Source organism: Rahnella sp. ChDrAdgB13, assembly GCF_017655185.1.
GTDB lineage: Bacteria > Pseudomonadota > Gammaproteobacteria > Enterobacterales > Enterobacteriaceae > Rahnella > Rahnella contaminans.
This window is the reverse complement of the sequence record NZ_JAEMGT010000006.1, coordinates 50,076-72,402: the sequence shown is the minus strand read 5'-3', so window position 1 is coordinate 72,402 and position 22,327 is coordinate 50,076. Positions and strand designations below refer to the sequence as shown.

Annotated in this window: 26 protein-coding genes; 8 read left to right on the top strand and 18 right to left on the bottom strand. The window is 50.8% G+C overall.

Translation table 11 applies throughout. From position 1 onward, the window contains the following. Positions 1 to 29: 29 nt before the first annotated feature. From J8X26_RS03225 to J8X26_RS03190, 8 genes are all read right to left on the bottom strand, one after another. Positions 30 to 2,435, bottom strand: coding sequence for a replication endonuclease (locus J8X26_RS03225; protein ID WP_307803311.1), 2,406 nt, complete (start codon positions 2,433 to 2,435; stop codon positions 30 to 32). Between the two features lie 145 nt (positions 2,436 to 2,580). Continuing rightward, on the bottom strand, positions 2,581 to 3,057 hold the full coding sequence (locus J8X26_RS03220) for a hypothetical protein (RefSeq protein WP_208950141.1): 477 nt from the start codon (positions 3,055 to 3,057) through the stop codon (positions 2,581 to 2,583). Next, positions 3,054 to 3,791: a DUF3850 domain-containing protein gene (locus J8X26_RS03215; protein WP_208950140.1), complete on the bottom strand. Its 738-nt coding sequence runs from the start codon at positions 3,789 to 3,791 to the stop codon at positions 3,054 to 3,056. The genes J8X26_RS03220 and J8X26_RS03215 overlap by 4 nt, the downstream gene beginning before the upstream one ends. A gap of 73 nt (positions 3,792 to 3,864) precedes the next feature. Next, positions 3,865 to 4,185 (bottom strand): hypothetical protein, encoded by a 321-nt coding sequence (locus J8X26_RS03210; RefSeq protein WP_244370299.1) that lies wholly within the window; start codon positions 4,183 to 4,185, stop codon positions 3,865 to 3,867. A gap of 19 nt (positions 4,186 to 4,204) precedes the next feature. Then, a complete protein-coding gene (locus J8X26_RS03205; RefSeq protein WP_208950139.1) occupies positions 4,205 to 4,426 on the bottom strand; it encodes a phage filamentation protein Fil family protein in 222 nt (73 codons plus the stop codon). Beyond that, positions 4,426 to 4,683 (bottom strand): hypothetical protein, encoded by a 258-nt coding sequence (locus J8X26_RS03200; protein WP_208950138.1) that lies wholly within the window; start codon positions 4,681 to 4,683, stop codon positions 4,426 to 4,428. The genes J8X26_RS03205 and J8X26_RS03200 overlap by 1 nt, the downstream gene beginning before the upstream one ends. Beyond that, on the bottom strand, positions 4,680 to 4,883 hold the full coding sequence (locus J8X26_RS03195) for a hypothetical protein (protein ID WP_208950137.1): 204 nt from the start codon (positions 4,881 to 4,883) through the stop codon (positions 4,680 to 4,682). The genes J8X26_RS03200 and J8X26_RS03195 overlap by 4 nt, the downstream gene beginning before the upstream one ends. Then, entirely contained in the window at positions 4,880 to 5,239 is a 360-nt protein-coding gene (locus tag J8X26_RS03190; protein ID WP_208950136.1) for a Cox family DNA-binding protein, read from the bottom strand. Before J8X26_RS03190 ends, J8X26_RS03195 begins: the two co-directional genes overlap by 4 nt. A 478-nt stretch (positions 5,240 to 5,717) precedes the next feature. Here J8X26_RS03190 and J8X26_RS03185 point away from each other — a divergent pair, with 478 nt between their 5' ends. The 4 genes from J8X26_RS03185 (at position 5,718) to J8X26_RS03170 (ending at position 10,284) form a co-directional block, all read left to right on the top strand. Further along, on the top strand, positions 5,718 to 6,704 hold the full coding sequence (locus J8X26_RS03185; RefSeq protein ID WP_208950135.1) for a tyrosine-type recombinase/integrase: 987 nt from the start codon (positions 5,718 to 5,720) through the stop codon (positions 6,702 to 6,704). Positions 6,705 to 6,879: 175 nt separating this feature from the next. Then, complete coding sequence (gene pyrE / locus J8X26_RS03180; RefSeq protein WP_152324973.1) at positions 6,880 to 7,521, top strand: orotate phosphoribosyltransferase; 642 nt, start codon at positions 6,880 to 6,882, stop codon at positions 7,519 to 7,521. A gap of 32 nt (positions 7,522 to 7,553) precedes the next feature. Continuing rightward, on the top strand, positions 7,554 to 9,761 hold the full coding sequence (locus tag J8X26_RS03175; RefSeq protein ID WP_208950134.1) for a DUF2157 domain-containing protein: 2,208 nt from the start codon (positions 7,554 to 7,556) through the stop codon (positions 9,759 to 9,761). After that, positions 9,748 to 10,284, top strand: a complete 537-nt coding sequence (locus J8X26_RS03170; RefSeq protein ID WP_208950133.1) for a GDYXXLXY domain-containing protein — start codon at positions 9,748 to 9,750, stop codon at positions 10,282 to 10,284. The genes J8X26_RS03175 and J8X26_RS03170 overlap by 14 nt, the downstream gene beginning before the upstream one ends. 63 nt (positions 10,285 to 10,347) lie before the next feature. On the opposite strand, the gene slmA is transcribed toward J8X26_RS03170, so the two are convergent. The 3 genes from slmA to coaBC all read right to left on the bottom strand — a co-directional run bounded on the left by slmA (position 10,348) and on the right by coaBC (position 12,769). Beyond that, a complete protein-coding gene (gene slmA / locus J8X26_RS03165; protein ID WP_152324977.1) occupies positions 10,348 to 10,944 on the bottom strand; it encodes a nucleoid occlusion factor SlmA in 597 nt (198 codons plus the stop codon). Positions 10,945 to 11,115: 171 nt separating this feature from the next. Then, positions 11,116 to 11,574, bottom strand: a complete 459-nt coding sequence (gene dut, locus J8X26_RS03160; RefSeq protein ID WP_013577627.1) for a dUTP diphosphatase — start codon at positions 11,572 to 11,574, stop codon at positions 11,116 to 11,118. Further along, entirely contained in the window at positions 11,552 to 12,769 is a 1,218-nt protein-coding gene (gene coaBC, locus J8X26_RS03155; RefSeq protein ID WP_165062052.1) for a bifunctional phosphopantothenoylcysteine decarboxylase/phosphopantothenate--cysteine ligase CoaBC, read from the bottom strand. Before coaBC ends, dut begins: the two co-directional genes overlap by 23 nt. 183 nt (positions 12,770 to 12,952) lie before the next feature. Between coaBC and radC the strand changes: the two genes are divergently transcribed. The 4 genes from radC to mutM all read left to right on the top strand — a co-directional run bounded on the left by radC (position 12,953) and on the right by mutM (position 15,264). After that, a complete protein-coding gene (gene radC, locus J8X26_RS03150) occupies positions 12,953 to 13,633 on the top strand; it encodes a DNA repair protein RadC (RefSeq protein WP_152324979.1) in 681 nt (226 codons plus the stop codon). Between the two features lie 265 nt (positions 13,634 to 13,898). Further along, positions 13,899 to 14,135, top strand: a complete 237-nt coding sequence (gene rpmB, locus J8X26_RS03145) for a 50S ribosomal protein L28 (RefSeq protein WP_101079928.1) — start codon at positions 13,899 to 13,901, stop codon at positions 14,133 to 14,135. Between the two features lie 11 nt (positions 14,136 to 14,146). After that, positions 14,147 to 14,314, top strand: a complete 168-nt coding sequence (gene rpmG, locus J8X26_RS03140; protein ID WP_004392084.1) for a 50S ribosomal protein L33 — start codon at positions 14,147 to 14,149, stop codon at positions 14,312 to 14,314. Positions 14,315 to 14,454: 140 nt separating this feature from the next. After that, positions 14,455 to 15,264 carry a bifunctional DNA-formamidopyrimidine glycosylase/DNA-(apurinic or apyrimidinic site) lyase gene (gene mutM / locus J8X26_RS03135; protein WP_152324981.1) on the top strand — a complete coding sequence of 270 codons (810 nt, stop codon included), beginning with the start codon at positions 14,455 to 14,457 and terminating at the stop codon, positions 15,262 to 15,264. 7 nt (positions 15,265 to 15,271) lie between these two features. Here the strand turns inward: mutM and coaD are convergent, their stop codons facing one another. The 7 genes from coaD to rfaQ all read right to left on the bottom strand — a co-directional run bounded on the left by coaD (position 15,272) and on the right by rfaQ (position 22,268). After that, positions 15,272 to 15,754, bottom strand: coding sequence for a pantetheine-phosphate adenylyltransferase (gene coaD / locus J8X26_RS03130; protein WP_208950132.1), 483 nt, complete (start codon positions 15,752 to 15,754; stop codon positions 15,272 to 15,274). Between the two features lie 6 nt (positions 15,755 to 15,760). After that, positions 15,761 to 16,528 (bottom strand): glycosyltransferase family 2 protein, encoded by a 768-nt coding sequence (locus J8X26_RS03125; protein ID WP_165062003.1) that lies wholly within the window; start codon positions 16,526 to 16,528, stop codon positions 15,761 to 15,763. After that, positions 16,528 to 17,802: a lipid IV(A) 3-deoxy-D-manno-octulosonic acid transferase gene (waaA, locus tag J8X26_RS03120; protein ID WP_193333112.1), complete on the bottom strand. Its 1,275-nt coding sequence runs from the start codon at positions 17,800 to 17,802 to the stop codon at positions 16,528 to 16,530. The genes J8X26_RS03125 and waaA overlap by 1 nt, the downstream gene beginning before the upstream one ends. A gap of 127 nt (positions 17,803 to 17,929) precedes the next feature. Further along, a complete protein-coding gene (locus J8X26_RS03115; protein WP_152324987.1) occupies positions 17,930 to 18,916 on the bottom strand; it encodes a glycosyltransferase in 987 nt (328 codons plus the stop codon). A gap of 51 nt (positions 18,917 to 18,967) precedes the next feature. Continuing rightward, positions 18,968 to 20,059 carry a glycosyltransferase gene (locus J8X26_RS03110; protein ID WP_208950173.1) on the bottom strand — a complete coding sequence of 364 codons (1,092 nt, stop codon included), beginning with the start codon at positions 20,057 to 20,059 and terminating at the stop codon, positions 18,968 to 18,970. Further along, a complete protein-coding gene (locus J8X26_RS03105; RefSeq protein WP_152324989.1) occupies positions 20,059 to 21,189 on the bottom strand; it encodes a glycosyltransferase family 4 protein in 1,131 nt (376 codons plus the stop codon). Before J8X26_RS03105 ends, J8X26_RS03110 begins: the two co-directional genes overlap by 1 nt. Continuing rightward, positions 21,186 to 22,268: a putative lipopolysaccharide heptosyltransferase III gene (gene rfaQ / locus J8X26_RS03100; RefSeq protein ID WP_371819783.1), complete on the bottom strand. Its 1,083-nt coding sequence runs from the start codon at positions 22,266 to 22,268 to the stop codon at positions 21,186 to 21,188. The genes J8X26_RS03105 and rfaQ overlap by 4 nt, the downstream gene beginning before the upstream one ends. Between the last annotated feature and the right edge of the window lie 59 nt (positions 22,269 to 22,327).

Here is a 22,327-nt window from a genome sequence, read left to right as displayed (position 1 = left end):
ACCCCAAATTTATGGCCGTAAATGGCCCATCAAGCTAGTTTCTTAACAATCATCTGTTTTTCTTTGATAAAGCTTTGTAATCTTCTGGTTCTCTCCTCCCGTATTAATCCCTCGCAACGCTCAGGCGCCCGACCCACGGCAAACAAGGTGCCGTCCGCCGTGCCGATGTACCGACACCCGTCGATAATCCATTCAGCACCCAGGGCCAGCGATATGGCCGCAGGCATATCAAGGATAATTCCGGCTGTTTCTGCAAAATCGATAAGCCGCAACGCTGTATTTTGGGCGTGAGTATTCCGCGCCTGGGGCGCCGGTGTGTTATCGGGTAAGGAATCTTGAGGCGTTTTTGGGGTAACCGGTGGGTTTCTCAGCCTTCGCAAAAGTCCCCGGCGTTCTTTGTCGTCCATTTGGTCAAAATCTATGCCAACACCCCCGACAATACTGTCATCAACTCCGGCATTTTCGTTTAAATTTTCCTCTGCCGTAGAGTTATTGACAGAACTCCAAGGGACGGCGGGGCCGTCCGGTAAGGTCAAAACCTCCGGGGTTTCGCGCATGTCTTCGGCCTGTGGCGTCTTGAGTTTGGCGACAATCGTCCATGTTTTAAGACGGGTGCAAACGCGGGAATCATCCCCCAGACGCGGCGAGAAGATGCCGAAAATCTTTTCCACGATTTCCCCGTAAGCGTTCGGCTTGTCAGCGTCGTGGTAAGCCAGGCGCACAATGTAGCTTTCGCGGGGAATGAGTACGCCGCCCTGTTTCATGATGTAGGTAGCAAAACAACCGGCATCCGCCGCCGCCATTACCGCGTCCATTTCCGGATCAGATAAAAGGCGCTGGCCGCGCTTGTACCCGCGCGTCTTAATCAGTTCAGCTTGCAGCGCGTTATTCAGTTTGCGCAGTTCCCGCCAGACCGTGACAGGTGGTGTGCCGATAGGCTGGTACTGGCGGATGCGGTGACGGGATGCCCAGGCCATTGCCAGGCGTGCGGTTTCTTTCAGCGGCTTGCCAGTTTCATGGTCTTTTTCGCCGTCCAGGGCGTAGCCGTCGATATTCTTCGAAATGTATTTTGCAATGTAGGCGGTCGCGCTGCCTTTCTTCGGGTCTAAGCGTTTGGCCGTAAAACGGGCGCTGGTACGTTTGCCCAGCTCGGCGCGGTCTTCTTTGACCGCGTAAGCCCGCATGATACTGGTGATCGCGTTGCGTTCTTCCGGGCGCATAAACAGCAACAGATGCCAATGCGGCGTTTCGTCGTGGTGTGGCTCGGCCACGCGGAAACCATAAACCCGCAAGCCTTCCCGGCCCAGCTTTGAGCCGATGCGTTCCCAAAGGTTAGTAAGGTATTTTTGCGCCTGCTTTACGTCGCTGTGGTTCCACTTCGGGTTAGCGTGGCCGCTGGCGTTCGTGGCGTGGTACTTCGACGGGCAAGTGATGGTATAGAAAACGCCGACGTCGCCACGCGATTGGGCGACAAACTCTATGCCCTTCATGCGGGCCATAAGTTCGTGACGGCGAATTGCCGGATTGCTGATGCTGGCGTCAACCATTGATTCCAGGGAAACGCGGTTCCCTTCTTCGTCGGCCAGTTCGTGAGATTTGAAGAATTCGCGGTTCTTCCGGCGCTGTTCCAGCCAGTCGGCCAGGGCGTCGCGGCTGATGTAGGGCGTGGCCCGTTTATGGACGTTGCCGATAGCGCGGAGTTGGTTTTCCCGCCAGTCACCACGCAGCCGCCACAATTGGCGCTCCCACCAATCAGGGGTAATCATCCGATACAGTGCTGACACGAAAACCGCACGGTCGAGCGGTTCAGGTGGGAATTCTACCGGATTGAATAACGGGCTAATGACCTTCCAGAACGGTGGCCGCACGCGCAGCGCGTGAACCTCCACGGCCATATGGCGATAAATAAATAACAGTTCGGCGTCAGGCAGGGCGGCAGCGTTCCCGCCGCGTTCGTCTATGGCCGTCGTGAACATTTCATTCAGACGCCCGGCGATTTCGTTACCCAGCGTTTTGACGCGGGATTTGGAGAACTCAGCCAGGTGGCAATATGACGGGCGGTAATACGCGATGAATTCGGAATCGTGGCCGGTGCTAACGCCGTGGTATTTACGCACGGCATCCAGGCGCAACAATGCATTCTTAACGGTGCCCATCAAAAACGCATTGGTGTGCTTAGTCCCGCGATTTTCGCGAAGCCAGGCTATTTTTTTCTCAAACGGGGCGCGGATAAAAAACGGTTGCTCATGGAACCGGGCTTCAACGCCTTCGGGGGATTCTGACCACGTCGCATGGGCGCGTTCATAGATGCTGCGTTCGGCAGCTGCGCGGGCTTGAAGCAGGTCGCGCAATACCGTGCTGATTTCGTCAGCCTCAACGATGCCTTGTTTGTCCAGGCGTTTGAGGTGAGCAACAACGGCGGGATGCTGTTCCACAGGCACAGCGGCAACAAGCGGCGCAGGTACCTTGTCGACGCCAATCGCTTTTAAAGGATCATTCCATGAGTAAACTCCAGCGAACGTGTCAGCGTTGCCGGGGTATGCTGGTGGTGGAGTGGGGGCCTTTCGGCCCCGGTTGGATTTATTGAGAGGCATCGAAACTGTCAATTTTTCCGCCGCTGTAGACATCCATTTCAATGGCAATGCGAACGGCGTCGAAAGCACTTTCCCCGCAGTGCATCGCCGTTTGGGCAATCGTGCTGCCGGAGCCTAATGCGTATGGATCACGAAGTAAGGATATTGAGGCTGTCTTATCCCCCGCATTTTTGATGATTAGATACGCCTTCCCACGCGCAACTATCGCCAAAGCCGAAAACTCAACGGTAGGAACAAATTCAGACGAATAGCTAAGACCCGTATCCAGGTGACCTATCAGTTCATATTCTGCGCCGCACTCGCCAGAGCACCCCAGCGCGACCACGTTGTCGCCCCCGATATGCCATTTCTCACTGATGCTAGGGCAAAATATTTTCCGCTCTTTGAGTGAACAAATAATACCGCCCGCGGTTGCCTGGGTATCCGCCGCTAAAACATATCCATCCCATGCGATAGTTGTCATTGGGCACCCTTCGCCTTGCTCATGCGGCAGCTGTTCAAATAACGCTGGATACATTCTGGCTCTAATCCGCATATTTCAGAGAGGGAAAGTGAAACCCACGGTTTTGATTGTTCGCGCTCGGAATTACTAGGAAGGAGGAAATCTAAATTAGTGATATGAGTGATAACAACTTCATGTTGCCAACCGGTGTATTTGTCGTTATCCCATTCCTTTAAAATAAGCCGGTCGTTAACATCAAAGTCACGGTTATTTATACGGATTTCAGATTTTTTCTGGCCGCAAATGATGGCCTTAAAAAACTCAGGAGCTATTTTCAACTCATGGTGAACAGGAATACGCGTTAGCCTGCACCCTGCAACAGTCTGGAATGCTTCGGCCATGCGTCGATTTTCGTCACGCTCGGATGCTAATTTCTTAACTGCGGCGATTGCTGCGGCAGTTATTCGCTCTGCGTCGGCAGCGTCAATAATGTCAGCGGTACCGTCAGCGCCCATGATCGCGAAAATCAGCGAATCCCAATGCACTTCGTAGCTGTTGGCGGCTGTAGACAGGCTTTGAACTTTGGCGGTTAGTGCGTCAATTTCGCCCGCCTGATTAATAAGGGTGCGGCTTATTTCATTACAAAGGTTTCTAACAGCGAAACAACCAACAGGAGCTAGCCCTAGTGAAAGTTCTTTTATCAGCTCAACAGATTTAAGGGTGATGCTTAATTTAGCCTGTTTTGACGTCGTCATTATTTAGTTCCTTATACTGATTTTGGGATGCAGAAAGCCCGACGCGTTAGCGCCTGTTCAAAGTTCGGTTGGTTTAAATGTCTAGAATTCGGTCAGATGCCGATATGTAATTAGGCAGTGAATGGCCCCATTTCGACAGGCTGTTCATTGCGTCTATTATCATTTCCCGCTGGTACTCGCTGAAATCTTCGAAAGGCTTTCCGATATCAGACGGGGTAAATAGTTTGGGTGTGCGGCGATTCGATAACGTCAACACAACGAATTTAAAATCATCACTGCCCGTATTGAACCGGCGCAGCGCGATATTTTCATGACGTTTAAAAAGCTTGCGGGCCGTTATCTGAAAATCTTTAAACGGTAACGGTGCAACATGCTGATTATTTGAAGCCTGCATAAATCCCCCTACCAATTAACTACGCGAAAATACCCATCAACCGGGCGAACCAGCGACGTTTATTTCGTGGGCGGGACATGAAGGGAAGGCGGCGACCATTAACAAATTGCACGTCTGTGGCTTTTGGCTGGAAGAAACGACCGTCCGGGGTTTCAATCCATCCACGCTGGTGAGCGCGGTGCGTAACTTGCTGGCCGTGGGTCAGCATATTAGCCAGGGATGGACACTGGATAGTTTGCATTATTCTGCCTCGTCGAAAATAACGGTAAACGGTTCAGGTATTTTGTGAGTTTTACTCCACAGTTCGGCGGCGGCGCTCAATTTGACGGCTTCGGCGCTGCCTGCATAAGCGGCGGCCCCGGCGATATCACGCAGCTTTTCACAGGCCCAATAGATTTCACTTTCGGAGTGTGCCGGTGCTTTTGCGGTCGCAACTAACTGGCGGCGTTCGTACATGCCTAGCACTTTGTTAGCCGCGGCCAAAAATGGTGTCTTCATGCCGCTATCCCCTTCTGATTATGAAGTTGGTCTATGTACCCAGTCGCCTGGGCCTGCGCGTCGAATAATCCGAAAGATTGTTCGCCGTGCTTCACTTCGTAGCGGGCAATCTTGCTGATAACCGTCTTCGGGCGGCGGGTGATGATGAAGCCGCGATAATCAGATGAATGATTGCTCAGCCTATCTATTGAGTGATTCATGCGGCAGATTTCCTGTTTCTGGGCTTGCCCGCAGATAAGCGGTCTTTCCACCCATGCCATTCCGCTGGGGCAGTTTCTACCAACTGGGCCGCGTACTTGTCCCATTCTTTGCGGTTAATCCATAGTTCTGCGTTGCCGCCTGGTTTCAATGGATCAACCATATAAAACGATGGCAACTTTCCGGCTTTCGCCATGCAAACCACTGCGTTGGGTGTCTTGCCGACATACAACGCGAAACCTTCTTTTGACAGCAGGTCAGAAGGGGTTGTCGACAGTTTGATGGTGTCAACCTTGCGAGTAGGCAAAACATCGTTATCAGTAGGTTCAACCTCTAGAATTTTTTCATCATCTTGCATTCTGCTATCCTCCAGACTGGTACCCGATTTTCTAACTAGCACTAATTGGCGCTAGTTAAATTTCAATTGGGTGTTAGTAATGCGATAAAATTATAGGATGCTAATAACAATGTCAACATACGATAGTCATGAGAAGTTAGCGCTTATTCGTGAATCTGAAAGGATGAATCGGCGTGAGATGAGTCAACTACTTGATATTCCTTATAGTAGTTTGTCTAACTACGAATCTGGTCGAATGAAAATGTCATTTGAGGTTGGGGCTAAAATTTTCAAACACCCCCGATTTAGGAAATACCAAAGTTGGTTCATGTATGACGAGGTGGACCCAGCGGCCGGGCAAATTGCTCCGGTTCTCTCTCTTAATGGGCACGAGCAAACAATCTTGTCCCAATCCGTGAAGAAGTCTGGTTAAGCATTTATAAAATATTCATTTTCACCATTTGTTACCAAGATGATGAATTCATTGGAGGGTCTTCTTATGTCAATTAAGAAACTCGACGATGGTCGTTATGAAGTGGACGTTAGGCCGCAAGGTTCCGAGGGAAAACGGATTCGGCGGAAATTTAATACTAAGGGCGAGGCGCAAATTTACGAACGCCACATCCTGGTTAACTATCACAATAAAGAATGGCTAGAAAAACCGGCAGACCGGCGAAAGCTGACTGACCTGTTGGATGTTTGGTGGATACAGCACGGCAAGCATCACGTTCGTGGTGAGAAAGAGAAGGAGCGTTTAACTGCCATCATCAAGACGATGAAAGAGCTAGATTTGCAGCGGGCTGACCAGTTGACCATGAAAGCGGTTAAAGACTATCGGGTACACATGCTAAACCACGGGTTGAAGGCTTCAAGTGTTAACCGGCACCTGGCTATTATGAGCGGCATGTTTACCAAGCTGATTGAGGCCGGCGAATATCACAGCGAGCATCCTATTCGGGGTATTAAGGCATTCAAAGAGGGTGAATCAGAAATGTCATTTTTGACCGCCAGCGAAATAGATACCTTCCTTGGGTTACTTGATGGAGATGATCGCAAGACCGCGTTGTTATGTTTAGCTACGGGAGGCCGCTGGGGAGAGGTTGCCAATCTCAAGGGCATACACATAATTCAGGGAAAAGTTATGTTCATGAAGACGAAGAACGGCAAACGTCGAACTGTCCCGATTTCCTCTGACCTGGAAGCATTGGTCAAAGGAGATAAAACAGGAATATTGCTTCGCCCGGATTATGTTAGGGTTCGCACCACGTTGAAAGCAATGAAACCCGATTTGCCTATGGGGCAGGCTGTCCATGTCTTACGCCATACGTTCGCCACGCATTTTATGATGAACGGAGGGAATATTATTACGCTTCAACGGATACTAGGGCACGCGACCATACAGCAAACTATGACATATGCGCACTTCGCTCCCGATTTTTTACAGGATGCAGTTGCGTTAAATCCGATTGCAGGGATGTCCATATAGTGTCCATCAACTAGCACTAATTAGCACTAACTGAACCTAGTGCGATGGATTAAGTGGCTGTTTTAAAACAAATAACCCCGTTGCGGCGGGGTTGTGTAGGTCACTGAGAAGTCGCCTTTTTTATGGCCTGCGGGCTGACAATTGCAGATATAAGACATTATCGAGGAGACCATCAATGAAAGCCTATCAGCGCCAGTTTATTGAGTTTGCACTGAACAAACAGGTTTTGAAATTCGGCGAGTTTACCCTGAAGTCCGGGCGCATAAGTCCTTACTTCTTCAATGCCGGTTTGTTTAACACTGGCCGTGATTTGGCGTTACTGGGACGTTTTTACGCTGAAGCATTGATGGATTCAAAAATTGATTTCGATTTAGTTTTCGGCCCGGCCTATAAAGGGATTCCGATTGCAACCACCACTGCCGTCGCGCTGGCTGAGCATCATGAACGCGATGTGCCGTATTGTTTCAACCGCAAAGAAGCCAAAGATCACGGTGAAGGTGGTTTATTGGTGGGCAGCCCTCTTCAGGGCCGCGTCATGCTGGTTGATGATGTGATTACCGCCGGTACAGCTATCCGTGAGTCCATGGAAATCATCAATGCTCACAATGCAACGCTAGCGGGCGTTCTGATTTCTCTGGATCGTCAGGAACGTGGCCGCGCGGATATCTCTGCGATTCAGGAAGTTGAACGGGACTATCATTGCAAAGTGATTTCAATTATTACGCTGGCCGACCTGATTGAGTATCTGGAAGAAAAAGCGGAAATGGCTGACCATCTGGCTGCTGTGCGGGCTTACCGGCAGGAGTATGGCGTTTAATCTCGGGTAAAACTTTATAAGGCAGGGATGTCATGACACAAACTGAAGCAGGCAGCAAACAATGGATGCCTTCGCGGGCAGCAGAGTTTCTCTGTGGCCAGACGGAGCGGCTGGTTAAAGGCAAAAGCCTGACACCCGCAGAATGCCAGCGTATTTATGATTTCTGCGGTGTCCGGCCTGATTTTCCGCAATGGCGAAGATTTCTGGTGCCGTTACTCTCGCTGCTGGGATTGTTATCGCTGGTCGCGGCTGCCGTCTTTTTTGTCGCCTGGAACTGGGCAGATATGCCTAAGATGGCAAAGTTTGCGCTGGCAGAGTTGTTGGTCGTTGCGCTTACCGTCGTGGTCTGGTGGCGCTGGTATGACGGACTTGCGCGTAGTGCCTTACTGGCGGCCGCTCTCAGTTTTGGCGCGCTGTTTGCCCTCTATGGGCAGATTTATCAGACGGGGGCCGACAGCTGGGAGTTGTTCAGAGCCTGGCTGTTTGTTTTCCTGCCTTTAGCCCTCATCGCCCGACAGAACAGTTTGTGGTTCTGCTCCTGGTTGCTTGCCAATCTTACCTTTCAGCTCTATTACGTCACGGTGTCTATGTCCCTGATGGACAACGCGATATTTGATGGTCTCGACTATTTTCCCTCCACCGCACTTTATAGTTACTTGATTGTGCAGGTGTTGTGTCTGGTTACGCGTGAAGTGCTTGCCCTGCGGGCAATTAAACACAATCCTCAGTCGTGGCTCGCCAGTCGCTGGTTCTCCCGTGTGATGGCCGGTTTTCTCCTGTTAATGCTGACTTCCATCGTTGCCGGAAATGTATCCAGCTGGCGTTACGGTCCCCCTCATCACTTTGCGACGGCGTTATGGCTGCTCGTTTTACTGGCGGGCTACTTCTTCTACCGCTACCGCCATCCTGACCTGTGTATGCTGACGCTGGGGACGGCCAGTGGAGCGGCCATCGGGTGCGTGTTGATCATGCAGATGTTCGACAGTTCTTACGATGTGGGGGGGCTGTTTATGCTGGGCTGTCTGATGGCTCTATGGCTGGCGGGATGTGGCGCTTTGATGCTCCACTGGCGGCGTAAACTCTATGAGAACCAGCCGGTCGAGGTTTCCTTCACGAAAGTGGCATTGCTGACCGAACAGTTACGCCGACATAATTTGCTTAATCAGACGCAAATTGAAGAGATTCAGCAATACGATCACTCCTCTCATCTCCCCTGGTATCTGCGGCTGACGCTGGGTGTCGGTGGCTGGGTGGCGGCCATGATCATTCTGTTCCTGCTGATACTGGTGCTCTATGTTGCCGGCCTGCTCAATGACCCTAATGCTGCCACTGTGATTATCCCTTCGCTGATCCTTGCCTTGGTCGCGGGCGGATTTCTTCGCGCGCAGGGTGTGAGCAAACATCATATCGGGCTGGCATGGGCGATAGCGGCAACCTGTGGCCTGTGCTTTGGCTTCTGTATGCTCTTTGAAGCCAGTTGGGATATGTATTTTCTGGTGGGCTCACTTTGTTCATTGCCGGTTCTCGCAGTGATGGCGCTGGCGATGGCAGATCGTACATTCCGCTTTATGGCGGTAACAGCGGCGACTTTTTTGCTGATACTTTCCGGCAATTTGCTGGCCGGGATGTATTTACCGCCAGTCGCCAGTTTTTGTGTGGTTTCAGCGCTGATTGCTGTCATTGTGATTTTCTGGCTGTGGATTATCAGGGAACAAATTAACTTAACAGCCACTGCAGGCGCTGAGGCTGTTTCCCCTCTCCTCTGGGGGATCCCGTCCGGCCTGATATTGCAGTGTTTTTCCGGTATTAATTCCTCACTTCTCTTTGATTTTTTCTGGCGGCCAGCAGGGTATTTCACGCTTTCGACGGGAACCGGCGCAGGTATTGCCGCAGGTTTAATCATCGGGTGTTTGTATCAGACGGTGGTGAAAAAGACGTCATCAGCGCCGCTGCTTCTGGTTGCTGCTTTGTTGTGCGGTTTCGCTGCTTATTATGCACCGGGAATCGGCCTGGGCCTGTGGTTATTACTGATGGCGCGTTATCAGGGAAGTCAGGGGGTTTTGGCCGCCAGCGGCTGTTTCCTCGCGCTTTATGTTATTGACTGGTATTACTTCCTCGGTGTCAGTTTATTGCAGAAATCCCTTCTGATGTTTGTCACTGGCGTGGCGCTGCTTGCGCTGGCATTTGCCGCCAAAAAACTGATACCGGCGCGGAAGGAGGAAGCGTATGCAAACCACTAATTTGAGAAAATGGCTGGCGGGATTAGTGATACTGCTGGCGCTGATCGCCGTGAATGCCGGTATCTGGCAAAAAGAACAGATACTTAAACAGGGGGCGGTGATGATATTGCCGCTTGCACCGGTTGATCCGCGTTCTCTCATGCAGGGGGATTATATGGCTCTCAGTTATGCCATAACGCAGGCTTTGCAGCAGGAGTTATCCCGGCAACGTCAGGTGTGTGATTCGGTTCCACAGACGCCTTGCCTGCCAGTCAGTGGCAAAATTATTGTGACAGTCAATGAGCAGCGGCAGGTCACTCAGGCGAGGTTTGATAGCGGCGAGCCGCTGAAGCCAGGGGAGTTACGGGTGAAGTATCATATGAATGCCGGAATGCTGACGGTGGGAACGAATGCTTACTTTTTCCAGGAAGGTCACGGTGGGCGTTTCGCCAGCGCGCGTTATGGTGCATTTCGGGTAGGGCAAGACGGTACGGCCTTGCTGACTACGATGCTGGATGAACATGGAAAAATGATCCAGCCGTAGGACCAAAAACAAAAGGGCCTTTCGGCCCTTTTTTGCATCTGTAACCTGTGCTGGAAAATGACGTTATTGCAGCTGAGCAGAAATCAGTGGCCAGCGTGTATCAAAGTCCTGAGTCGGACGATACTTGAATTCTGAACGCACAAACCGCGAAAGCATCCCTTCGCAAAATGCCAGTAACTGGCTGGCAAGCAGGGTTTCATCACTGATAAACCCGCTGCCTTCACGCATTTTCTTTTCCCGTAAAACCTGACGCAACTGCGCTTCAATTCGCTCAAAAAGCTGGTTGATGCGACCCTGCAGGCGATCCTGTTCGAACATCAGTGCGTGACCGGTCATAATGCGGGTGAGCCCCGGATTGCGTTCGGCAAAACCTAAAATCAGCAGCAAAATCAGACGGATTCTGTTCAATGTATCTTTTTCATCCTGCAGGATGAGATTGATACGCGTAATCAGACTGTCTTCGATAAACTCGATTAAGCTGTCAAACATCCGCGTCTTACTGGGAAAATGACGGTAAAGAGCTGCTTCTGAAACGCCTACGCTGGCGGCGAGTTTCGCGGTGGTGATCCGCTGGCTGCCATCGCTGGACTGAAGCATTTGCGCTAACGCCTGCAAAATCTCTTCACGCCGGTTCCTTTTTGTCGTTTCTTTCTCTGCCATGTCTGAATAGACCCTTGCTAAAAAACGGCTAAAATCATGGAGAAACCGCACAACTGCCGCATGAATCGCTGTGATCCTGCGGCTTATTTCGTTCCCTTGGTGTTGTTACGGTCTGATAGTGATAAGGATCTGTTCAATATCGCGTCAAAATCTGCGGTGCTGAACAGGTTCTTATTGGCGACCTGAATGGCCGAAACCACCTTCGCCGCGTTCACTGGCGTCAAAATCTTCCACCAGATTGAATTCTGCCTGAACGACAGGCACAAATACCATCTGAGCAATGCGCTCGCCCGGTTCGATAACAAATGTAGTCTGACCACGATTCCAGACGGAAACCATCAGCTGACCCTGATAATCGGAATCGATAAGACCGACCAGGTTGCCCAGAACGACGCCGTGTTTATGGCCTAAACCTGAACGTGGCAGGATAACCGCCGCCAGATTTGCATCACCGATATGGATAGCAAGACCTGTTGGCAGCAACGTCGTTTCGCCCGGTTTCAGTTCTACCGACGCGTCCAGACAGGCGCGCAAATCCAGACCTGCGGATCCCGGCGTTGCGTAGGCAGGTAAAGGGAAAGTCGAACCGATGCGCGGGTCGAGAATTTTAATGTCGATTTTTTTCATCATAACGGCTGACAATCTCTTCTAATAAACGTTGACCAAGCAGGGACTTATCGCTGAGCGGTAAGATTTTATCCCCGTCCTGCCAAAAAAGATGCAAGGCATTGGTATCAGTATTGAAACCATGTCCGGCAAGTGAAACGTCGTTGGCGCAAATCAGATCCAGATTCTTGCGGATCCTTTTTTGCCGCGCGTATTCTTCCACATTCTGGGTTTCAGCGGCAAACCCCACGACGTAGGGACGGTTTTCCGTCATGGCAGCGACGCCCGCGACAATGTCGGGGTTTTTCACCATTTTTACAGTGATTTCATCGCCTTGCTTTTTGATTTTCTCATCAGCAATGATTTCAGCGCGGTAATCGGCCACGGCAGCGCAGGAAATAAAAATTTGCTGGGAGGCTGCAAAAGCTTGCACTGCTTTCTCCATCTCCAGCGCACTTTCTACATCAATCCGGCGAACGTTCAGAGGTGTCGGTTGCACGACCGGTCCGGCTATCAGCGTGACCTGCGCACCGCGTTCAGCGGCGGCTTTGGCAATCGCAAACCCCATTTTCCCGGAACTGTGATTGCTGATGAAACGCACCGGATCCAGAGGTTCTCGGGTCGGGCCTGCAGTCACCATAATATTCAGATGCGCCAGATCTTTATGTGCAGAAAAATGGGTATTGGCTAAATCGACTATCACCAGCGGATCGAGCATCCGGCCAGGGCCGATATCGCCACAGGCCTGGCTTCCGCTGTCGGGGCCCCAGATTAACGTGCCACGTGCGGCCAGTTTTTCCAGGTTCTCCTGAGTGACGGCAGCGCGATACATTTGCTGGTTCATAGCCGGCAGAACAGCGACGGGCGCGGCGGTTGCCAGACAGACAGTCGTCAGCAGGTCATTCGCCATACCTGCGTTCATTCGTGCCAGTAAATCAGCCGTGGCGGGAGCAATCAGAACTAAGTCAGCCCATTTGCCCAACTCGATATGCCCCATTGCCGCTTCGGCAGCAGGATCAAGCAGGTCATCAGAGACCGGATAGCCAGAAACGGCCTGCAGGCTCAGGGGGGTCACAAAGGATTTCGCCGCTTGTGTCATGACCACGCGGACTTCTGCGCCTCTTTCACGTAAGCGACGTACCAGTTCTGGTGCTTTATAGGCAGCGATACCACCGCTGATACCGAGCACAATATGTTTGCCGGAAAGTCCCGTCATCATCATTGTCCGATTGGTTGTAAGCCGAAAGAAGCGACATTTTAGCATAACGCGGAATGATGACAGCTATTGGCGATGCTCTTAAGCGGATGAATAAAAATTCTGCGTAACGCCTCGCAGGCTTTTAAACCGGAAACCCCGACGGGCAGGGCTCTGTGCCAGAATCGGCGCCTAAAAGGAGTCAGGATGACGAAAGTACAGGAAAGCTGGCCGGGTGAATTGCCTCCACGGGAAAAATTACTGCAACAGGGCGCAAAAGGGCTGACCGATCAGGAGCTGCTGGCGATCTATCTGCGTACCGGTTGCCAGGGAATGCACGTCATGGCGCTGGCGAAGAATCTTCTGGAAAAATTCGGTTCTCTGCATCAGTTACTGATGGCTGATTTTGATTCAATGGCGGGCATTAAAGGGATGGGCGTCGCGAAATTTGCACAGTTGGTTGCAGTTTCAGAACTGTCGCGCCGCTCATATTTACGTCACCTCAATGCGGAGAATGCGATGCTCAGCCCTGAGGTCATGCGGGAATATCTGCAGAATTTGCTGGTTTTTCGGGAAAGAGAGGTCTTTCTGGTACTTTTTCTCGACAACCAGCATCGCGTTATTCGCCATGAGGAGATGTTTGCTGGTACTATTGGGCACGTAGAAGTGTATCCCCGCGAAATTGTTCGCGGTGCGATGAAGGTTAATGCGGCAGCCCTAATTCTGGCGCATAATCACCCATCCGGTCGGGCTGAGCCCAGCCTGATGGACCGGAAAGTGACTGAACAGATTATTCGAGCGTGCCAACTGCTGGAAATTCGCGTCCTTGACCATTTGGTTGTAGGCCACGGAGAAACAGTCTCTTTTGCTGAACGCGGTTGGATTTAGCGTCGTTTTTTGAAGATCCTTAGGGATCTTTAGCTGTTCGGGACTTGAGCACTTACGCTACAGAGCGTATACTACGCCACCTTTGAGAATCTTGGGTTTGGCGTTAAGAGCCTATCTCAGCAGGTTTCTAACCTGATGAATTGGTTTTTACCCGACGACAGTGAGTCGGTTCTCAGTGGAGTTTGCTGAGATGGGCTCTAAAAGCCTGACGAGGCGGCCATACCCTATACGAAGCTCGAGCTGATTTGATTTTTGGAGAATAGACATGTCCCGAGTCTGCCAAGTTACTGGCAAGCGCCCGGTGAGCGGTAACAACCGTTCCCACGCACTGAACGCGACCAAACGCCGTTTTCTGCCGAACCTGCACTCCCACCGTTTTTGGGTTGAGGCTGAGAAGCGCTTTGTAACTCTGCGTGTATCTGCTAAAGGTATGCGTGTTATTGATAAGAAGGGTATTGAGACGGTCTTGGCCGATCTGCGTGCCCGCGGTGAGAAGTATTAAGGAACTGCATCATGGCTAAAGGTGTTCGCGAGAAGATCAAGCTGGTTTCTTCTGCTGGTACTGGTCACTTCTATACCACCACGAAGAACAAGCGTACTAAGCCGGAAAAATTGGAACTGAAGAAATTCGATCCAGTTGTCCGTCAACACGTGATCTATAAAGAAGCTAAAATTAAATAATTTTAGTGGATTAATAAAACCCGGCTCCGGCCGGGTTTTTTATTGTCTGAATTTGGCCATTTCCGCTCAGAGCGACTTTTGTTTGCCTGATGCTGATGTCTGCGACACACTCTGAGAATCATTCTGCTAAGGGAGAAATTATGCCGGAATTACCTGAGGTTGAAACCAGCCGCAGAGGGATTGAACCCTATCTGAAAGGCCACACGATCATGCACGCTATCGTGCGTAATCCGCGTCTGCGCTGGCCTGTTTCTACAGAGATTCTGTCGCTCAGTGACCAACTGGTGCTGAGCGTTCAACGTCGTGCAAAGTATCTGCTGGTTGAGCTTAAGACGGGCTGGATCATCATTCATCTGGGCATGTCTGGCAGTTTGCGGATTCTGTCGGAAGAAACCGAACCTGGCAAGCATGACCACGTCGATCTGGTGATGGATACCGGTCGTGTGCTGCGTTATACCGATCCGCGCCGTTTTGGTGCCTGGTTGTGGTCTTCTGACCTCGCTGCCAGCAATGTTCTCGCACATCTCGGACCGGAACCGCTGAGCGAAGATTTCACGGCAGATTATCTGTTTGAGAAATGTCGCGCGAAAAAATCACCGATTAAACCCTGGCTGATGGATAACAAACTGGTGGTCGGCGTGGGAAATATCTATGCCAGCGAGTCCTTGTTTGTTGCCGGCATCTCACCGGACAGACCTGCGCATTCGCTCAAACATGATGAAGCGGAGTTGCTGGTCAGAACCATCAAAGCAGTATTGTTGCGTTCTATTGAACAGGGTGGGACGACTCTCAAAGACTTTTTACAGTCGGATGGCAAACCGGGGTATTTCGCGCAGGAGTTACAGGTTTATGGCCGCGCTGGCGAGCCTTGCAGGATATGCGGTACGCCTGTCGAGAGTAAGAAACACGCTCAGCGTACCACGTTTTTTTGCCCTAACTGCCAGCGGTAGAACAGACTCAGGCGCTGATCTTATCCATCAGAGCCTGAGTGATTTTTTGAGGCAGGAACGGCGTGATATCGCCACCGTGGCGGGCCACTTCCTTCACCAGAGATGATGAAATAAACGACCACTCTTTTGATGGCATCATAAATACGCTTTCCAGCGTCGGCAGCAAATGCCGGTTCATGTTTGCCAGCTGCATCTCATATTCAAAGTCAGACACCGCACGCAAGCCACGCACCAGCACATTCGCGCCCTGCGCTTTGGCAAAGTTCGCCATCAGATCGCGAAAGCCAATCACTTCAACATTTTTCAGATGAGAAGTGACCTGCGTGGCCAGCGCCACACGCTCATCCAGAGTAAACATCGGTTTTTTGCTCGGGCTGGCGGCAATCGCCAGAATGACATGATCGAACATCAACGCAGCACGCGTCACGATATCAAGATGTCCGTTTGTCAGCGGGTCGAAAGTACCGGGATAAATTGCCTTAGTGCTCATACAAGCTCACTTTTGCAGTTGATGGCTGAGTGCCCACAGGGCGGCATATTTATTGAAAGTATACTGTGCATTGACGCCTGCCAGAATCAAACCCTGTTTCCCATCCAGAAAACCCGCCCGCAGGATCCAGGTTTTTATGAAAGCGCCTGATGTGTGTGAAATGACAGAGAAAAAGCTGCAACGGCGGCCTTGCTGATGGCGCTGACGGGCCCATGCTTCGGCATAACTAAGCTGTTTACGCTGAAAAGCAAAGAAATCCCGACAAGTCAGGTGCAGCAAATCGCCTTGCAAAGGGATAACGGCGGCATTGCCCGTGTTCAGCGATTCGTGAACTAAATCGTCGTTATAGCGGAAGGCTGAAGGATATAAGCGGTTGACACGATCGGGATACCAGCCGCTGTGGCGCATAAATTTTCCGAGGAATAAATTACTGCGGCCAAAACTGTAAACCGTGTTTTCCTGAGAATTATTCAGAACGTTTTCCACCGACTGACGCAGTTCCGGGGAAACCCGTTCGTCCGCATCGATCATCAAAATATAATCGCCAGTCGCATAGCTTTGCGCTAACTGGCGCTGCTTGCCAAAACCCGGCCATTGTTCGTTGGTGAAAACTTTGGCGCCGAACTGACGGGCAACGTCCGGCGTGGCATCTTCACTGCCTGAATCAAGCAGGATGATTTCATCTGCCCAGGCCACAGACTCAAGGCATTCGGGCAGCAGATCTGCTTCATTGCGTGCAATCAGCACGACGGATAAACGTTTTTTATCGGCCATTAATGACCTCGCACGGGCAGATAAGGCTCCAGTAAATGCAGCAGGCGTTGTAGCGCTCCCTGATTTTGATGCAAAACTTCTACCGCGTGACGCCCGTAATACAGACGATAATCTTCATCTGTCAGCAACGTGGAGATTTCTTTGACCAGCGACGGTGTATCTGTCACGGTGATCAACCCATCGTCCTGCGTGAGCTTGGCGCAGATATCTTTGAAGTTAAACGTATGCGGACCCATCAGGACTGGAATGGCGTGTGCTGCGGCTTCCAGAGGATTATGACCTCCGCGTTCGACCAGACTGCCACCAACAAACGCCAGATCGGCAATTCCGTACAGCAGCATTAACTCACCCATCGTATCGCCGATCACGACCTGCGTTCCCGACGAAGGCACTTCCCCCGTACTGCGTTGTGTGAAGGTCAGACCCGCTTTGCGTGTCAGTTCACAGGCAACGGGGAAACGTTCCGGATGGCGCGGCACAAGGATCAGCAGCAGCGTCGGATGAGCTTTCAGCAATTCTTTATGCGCTTCCAACAGCAAGGTTTCTTCCCCTTCATGCGTACTGGTCGCAATCCACACCTGGCGGCGTGATGCCCACTGACTGCGCAGCGCGATGGCTTTAGCGGCCAGCTCCGGCGTCACGGAAATATCAAATTTCAGGCTGCCGGTAACCGCGAGCTGATTACGTTTTAATCCCAGTGAAAGGAAACGATCGCCATCTTCCTGATTTTGCGCGGCAATCAGCGTGATGCGTTGTAAAACAGTGCGGATAAATTTGCCCAGCTTTTGGTAGCCTTTAGCCGAACGCTCAGAAAGGCGTGCATTAGCAATCACTAAGGGAATTTTACGGCGATGCAGGGCGCTGATGAGGTTTGGCCACAGCTCGGTTTCCATAATGATAACCAACTTGGGGTTCACTTCATTGAGAAAACGGTTCAGCGATCCAGGCAGGTCATAAGGTAGATAAACGTGATGAACACCAGCACCGAAAGCGGACTGAACACGCTCGGAGCCCGTTGGGGTCATCGTGGTGACTGTAATGGGCAATGAAGGATAACGATGGCGCAGGGCGCGGACTAAAGGAATTGCCGCCAGAGTTTCGCCCACTGAGACGGAATGCAGCATGATGCCGCCAGAAACCACCTTCCCTTTGCAGAAGCCATAACGTTCAGCCCAGCGTTTGCGGTATGCCGGTGACTTCCGGCCACGTACCAGCAAACGGATCCAGATAAGAGGCTGGATGAGGTATAGAAGAACTGTATACAGCGTTTGCAACATAATATCCGTGAAGTCTCGAGTAGGGTTGGAATTCTAAGTTTTTAGCCAAATCAAAGCTAATACTTTTAACGCCAGAGGCTGGGCGGCTCACGCATCAAGATGCGGTTACCGACCGTTACGGGATCTATCCACTGATTAATTTTCGCAATTTGAAATACCGACGCCCCAGCCGCCAGCGGAGGCGCAAAGTATTGGCGTTTCGCCACATCAGGTTCCAGACACCTTGCTGGAAAATTTCCTCAACCAGCTTTTTCTTCAATGCCGGGTCTTTTATTTTGTCGACAGTATGAAGAATGCCCAGACCTTCTTTTGCTATTTGCCATTTACACGCTGGAATTTTAGCGACTTTTTCCTGATACCGATGATTAATATCATCCAGCATACGAAGAATCTTCATGTAATGATGTGCAGAGCGGACTTCAGTTACGTCACCGTCTGTTCTATGTGAAACCGAATTCGAATGGATTAAATAATCGTAGAAAATATCGCTGGTATATTGAACACGTTCTGCCGCCAGCAGAATCTCAGTCGTCCACGGAATATCCTGATGTCTGAGTCCTGGCTCGAAAGAAAAGTGATGACGTTTAATAAAATCATGATTGTAGATGTTCAGCCAAGTCACATGCAGAAACTTGCGGGAGTTGAGCGCCTGTTTCAGCCAGACGTCACCCGAAATAACGCCTGTCGAAGATAAGCGTTCTGGTGGGAAGATTGTTTTGTTTTTTTCGCTATTTTCATAGACATAGCGCCCATTACAGGTTGCCACATCCAGCGAGTTCTTTTCAGCCATCTCCAGCAGTTTCTGGTACATTCCGGGATGAATATTGTCATCGATGTCCGGAAATGCCAGATACTGGCCGGTGGCTTGTGACAAACCGTGATTACGTGCGATAGAAACGCCCTGGTTTTCAATCGTGAATACCTTGTACGCCTCAAAAGATGTCCGATAGGATTCAATAATTTCTGCACTTTTATCTGTTGAACCGTCGTTAACAATAATCATCTCAAAATCGGTTAATGCCTGCTGGATGATATTGTCGAAAAATTGGGAGAGAAATTGCTCCCCGTTATAAACGGCAACGATAATACTCAGTGAAGGGGTCTGCAGCATAATTATCCTGGAATAAACGTAGAGCAGCGGGTGCTCAGAATGAATTCTTATTTAGCTCTCAGCATTTTTTGCCAGCGAGCAATATTGTTCGCAAATAGGTGCAATGCCAAAGCCCGATAATGTTTCCTGATTGATTTCCGGGGGATTCTGGTAAATATCCACCATCACTTGCGCTAAATTATGGCTGTTCAACTGAGCCAGCCCGCGGGCAAGTTCACCTTGCAGGATTTCAGCAGGGCCGCCCGGACAATGTGTGCTGACGACCGGGGTGCCCAGAAGCAGGGCTTCAACCAATACATTCCCAAACCCTTCGCTGTCCGAACTCAGTACCAGCATTGCTGCATTTCGAATGAAAGGATATGGGTTAGGCCTGAATCCGGGAAACAGAACCCTGTCTTCTACGCCGAGATCCTGAGCTAATGTTTTCAGCTTTTCAGTTTTCGCTTCTGAACCCTGGCCCAGCAGAACCAGAGGGAGTTCGATGCGGCTTTCTGCATAAGCCTGAATCAGCCGGTCGTGACGCTTATTCTCATGAAAACGCCCCACATGGATCAGGTACGATCCCGGAGGAAGCTCACATTCCTGTGCGGCAGCCAGTCTGATTGCATCGATATCGAACGGGTTGTAGATCACCTTAAGCTGAGAGGGACGGAGTTCGAAATGGGCTAAATCATCTGCGACGGCCTGTGAAACAGTCACGATATTCCGGTCCTGATAAACCTTTTTTATCTTGAGTTTCTTCAGCCAGCGGCTCAGGCCGGTCCGGTGTCCCAGATAAGACGTTGAGAACATCCCGTGTAAACAGAACCAGACTTTATGGCGGGGGAGGTATTTGCTGCGGGAAACGATACGATCGGTTTTGTGCAGGTTTGATAATACCAAATCAAATTCGTCGCTGGATTGTACGGCCTGATCAAGCAACCGGGCACGGCGTGTAAGCTCAGTGATTTTACGCCACGGCGCACGGCATTTATCTTTTATCACCCGGTAAGTCAGACCGTCTGGCAGCGGATACTCACAAACGTCTCTTAATGAAAATAGCGAAACACGGTGTCCGGCGCGCAGAAAGCCTTCGGCTAATGTCAGAACAACCTTTTCGGCACCGCCGCCTGGCAAACCATCGATAACAATCAGAATATTTATCATCGGTTCAGAAGCTCTTTATAGAGGTTAAGAAGCTGCTCTGAAAGGTGCTGAGGCGTATTGTTCATGACCGTTTCCCGTGAGTTTAGAGACTCGCGAGAATCTACCACATTCGACGGCAGAGCCATAATCGCTTGCTGCAGGTCGTTGATATCCAGCGCATCACAAACGAATCCGTTTCTCCCATTTTCTATAAACTCGGCTCCACCACAGGTTGGGGTAGTGATCACGGGCAGGCCACAGGCCATGGCTTCGAGAATCACGTTGGGGAACGGATCGTATAGAGTAGGGAGTAGCAACCCGTCAGCCATTTGATAGAACTGCAGCGTATTTTGCTGAACGCCAAAGAAATGCACCCGATCTTTGCAGCCGCTTGCAGCCGCTAATTCGCGATACCGTGGCTCATTTTTATCTTTGCCGACAACCAGAAGATGTCGCGACGTTCCTGAAATGGCTTTAATTGCCGCGTCCAGGCCTTTACGCTCAAAGCCCGAGCCAACGTAGATCATGCAAGTCGCATTCGCCGGCACACCATATTGCTGGCGAAGCTGAGCGCGCAGCGGGGCGGTCACCGGTATGAAATGTTGGTTATTTACAGAATTATAAATGACGTGAATTTTTTCTGCGGGCACAGAAAACCGCTCAATGATTTCTTTTTTAACCATTTCGGCATTACAGATAACCGCTTTCAACTCTGGCGCGGCATACATATCCTTTTCGGCTTGCATGACGTAACGGTGAAACCTGTCGGTGAAAAGTCTTTTTGCTTTGTACTGAGGCAACAATCGCGAACGCTCTTCCAGCCATCTGACATGAACGCCATCACCGGCCCGGTATAAATCGCAGCCAGGTATCCGTTCGTGGCTTTGCACCAAATCGAATTTCTCTTTTTGCCAGATTTGCCGGGCCGCGTTGGCAAAACCGCGCTCCCTGCTTACACGACCGAATTTCCACGGGTTGCACAGATGCACATTCCAATCGGGGTTAATGTCACCCTGCCATTCGCGGGTGATGACATTAAGCTCGATATTTTGGTTTTCAAGTGCTTCCAGCGCCCGGGAAACAAACCGTTCGGCGCCTCCGTCAGGGCGGTATTTCTGGCGAACTAAAGCAAGCCGGAATGCTTTCATGCTAATAATCTCCTGGCCGCATCAGTCACGACGTCTACGGGAATGGCATTCAGATAACGTTCGGACGTGTTGGTATCGATATTGTCCGGATCAGGAAGTGGCCCGAAATCACCGGCCCAAATCACTTCACCTGTGGCTTCCCATGGGCGCCAGAAAACCAGTTTTGACGGGCCAAACAGAGCGACGAGAGGAGTTTTCAAAGCCGCCGCCATATGCATCGGGACAGAATCCACGCCGATAAATAGCGCGGCACCATCAATCAAGGCGGCAAGCTGGGGTAACGTTAATTTGCCGGCCAGAGAAATCAGATTGATCTGAGGACAAAGTTTCAGGATACGATCGACCATGGCGAGCTCGTGTTTGTCCGGCCCGGAAGTGACTATCAGTGGATAGCCTTCAGCGTGCAATTGCGTAAGCATGGCGGCCATCTTTTCTTCTGACCAGCATTTGAAGAACCATCGAGAGGTAGGCTGCACCACAATATAACGGCCAGAAACCTGATTCTGCTGTAATAAATGCTGTACCTTTTCACCGTCTTCCTGAGCATAACTCATCGTGGCTTCCGGTCTTATCAAAGGAAGCTGAAGGGGGGCCAGCAGGGAGAGGTTTTGTTCAACGGTATGAAGTGCATGATGGTTTTTCGTACTGACCAGTTGGGTGTGGCAAAAACGCCAAAATGCGCCCTGACGTTTTGGAAAATCGAAACCCAGGCGGACAGACGCGCCCGTAAGTCGGGTGGCAATGGCACTTCGCCACTGATCGCTTAAGTTGAGCGTCAGATCATAATGGCGGGACATGACCTGTTTCATTAAACGAATTTCATGAGCCATATGGGACCACACGCCGAGTTTTTTCCAGGTGCGGTCAATGCAATGCAAGTGATGAATGGAAGGATTGGCCGCCAGCATATCCCGGGTTTCCTGGTATATCAGCATATCAATTTCAGCGTCAGGATAACGCGCCTTCAATGTATTGACGACCGGGGTCGTCAGCAACATATCGCCGTGATGACGTAGTTTGATGATAAGGATACGCCTGATAGAGGAATCCGGATTTTGTGCTTGAGCAGTCGTCATAATTCATCACTGTTTAGGAATCAAAGCACGATTCTAAAGTACACTGAAGCCTCAGGCTACAC

Coding starts and splice junctions, on each gene's coding strand:
- J8X26_RS03220 (WP_208950141.1), bottom strand. CDS start 3,057: ATGACAACTATCGCATGGGATGGATATGTTTTAGCGGCGGATACCCAG.
- J8X26_RS03215 (WP_208950140.1), bottom strand. CDS start 3,791: ATGACGACGTCAAAACAGGCTAAATTAAGCATCACCCTTAAATCTGTT.
- J8X26_RS03210 (WP_244370299.1), bottom strand. CDS start 4,185: ATGCAGGCTTCAAATAATCAGCATGTTGCACCGTTACCGTTTAAAGAT.
- J8X26_RS03205 (WP_208950139.1), bottom strand. CDS start 4,426: ATGCAAACTATCCAGTGTCCATCCCTGGCTAATATGCTGACCCACGGC.
- J8X26_RS03200 (WP_208950138.1), bottom strand. CDS start 4,683: ATGAAGACACCATTTTTGGCCGCGGCTAACAAAGTGCTAGGCATGTAC.
- J8X26_RS03195 (WP_208950137.1), bottom strand. CDS start 4,883: ATGAATCACTCAATAGATAGGCTGAGCAATCATTCATCTGATTATCGC.
- J8X26_RS03190 (WP_208950136.1), bottom strand. CDS start 5,239: ATGCAAGATGATGAAAAAATTCTAGAGGTTGAACCTACTGATAACGAT.
- J8X26_RS03185 (WP_208950135.1), top strand. CDS start 5,718: ATGTCAATTAAGAAACTCGACGATGGTCGTTATGAAGTGGACGTTAGG.
- pyrE (WP_152324973.1), top strand. CDS start 6,880: ATGAAAGCCTATCAGCGCCAGTTTATTGAGTTTGCACTGAACAAACAG.
- J8X26_RS03175 (WP_208950134.1), top strand. CDS start 7,554: ATGACACAAACTGAAGCAGGCAGCAAACAATGGATGCCTTCGCGGGCA.
- J8X26_RS03170 (WP_208950133.1), top strand. CDS start 9,748: ATGCAAACCACTAATTTGAGAAAATGGCTGGCGGGATTAGTGATACTG.
- slmA (WP_152324977.1), bottom strand. CDS start 10,944: ATGGCAGAGAAAGAAACGACAAAAAGGAACCGGCGTGAAGAGATTTTG.
- dut (WP_013577627.1), bottom strand. CDS start 11,574: ATGATGAAAAAAATCGACATTAAAATTCTCGACCCGCGCATCGGTTCG.
- coaBC (WP_165062052.1), bottom strand. CDS start 12,769: ATGATGACGGGACTTTCCGGCAAACATATTGTGCTCGGTATCAGCGGT.
- radC (WP_152324979.1), top strand. CDS start 12,953: ATGACGAAAGTACAGGAAAGCTGGCCGGGTGAATTGCCTCCACGGGAA.
- rpmB (WP_101079928.1), top strand. CDS start 13,899: ATGTCCCGAGTCTGCCAAGTTACTGGCAAGCGCCCGGTGAGCGGTAAC.
- rpmG (WP_004392084.1), top strand. CDS start 14,147: ATGGCTAAAGGTGTTCGCGAGAAGATCAAGCTGGTTTCTTCTGCTGGT.
- mutM (WP_152324981.1), top strand. CDS start 14,455: ATGCCGGAATTACCTGAGGTTGAAACCAGCCGCAGAGGGATTGAACCC.
- coaD (WP_208950132.1), bottom strand. CDS start 15,754: ATGAGCACTAAGGCAATTTATCCCGGTACTTTCGACCCGCTGACAAAC.
- J8X26_RS03125 (WP_165062003.1), bottom strand. CDS start 16,528: ATGGCCGATAAAAAACGTTTATCCGTCGTGCTGATTGCACGCAATGAA.
- J8X26_RS03115 (WP_152324987.1), bottom strand. CDS start 18,916: ATGCTGCAGACCCCTTCACTGAGTATTATCGTTGCCGTTTATAACGGG.
- J8X26_RS03105 (WP_152324989.1), bottom strand. CDS start 21,189: ATGAAAGCATTCCGGCTTGCTTTAGTTCGCCAGAAATACCGCCCTGAC.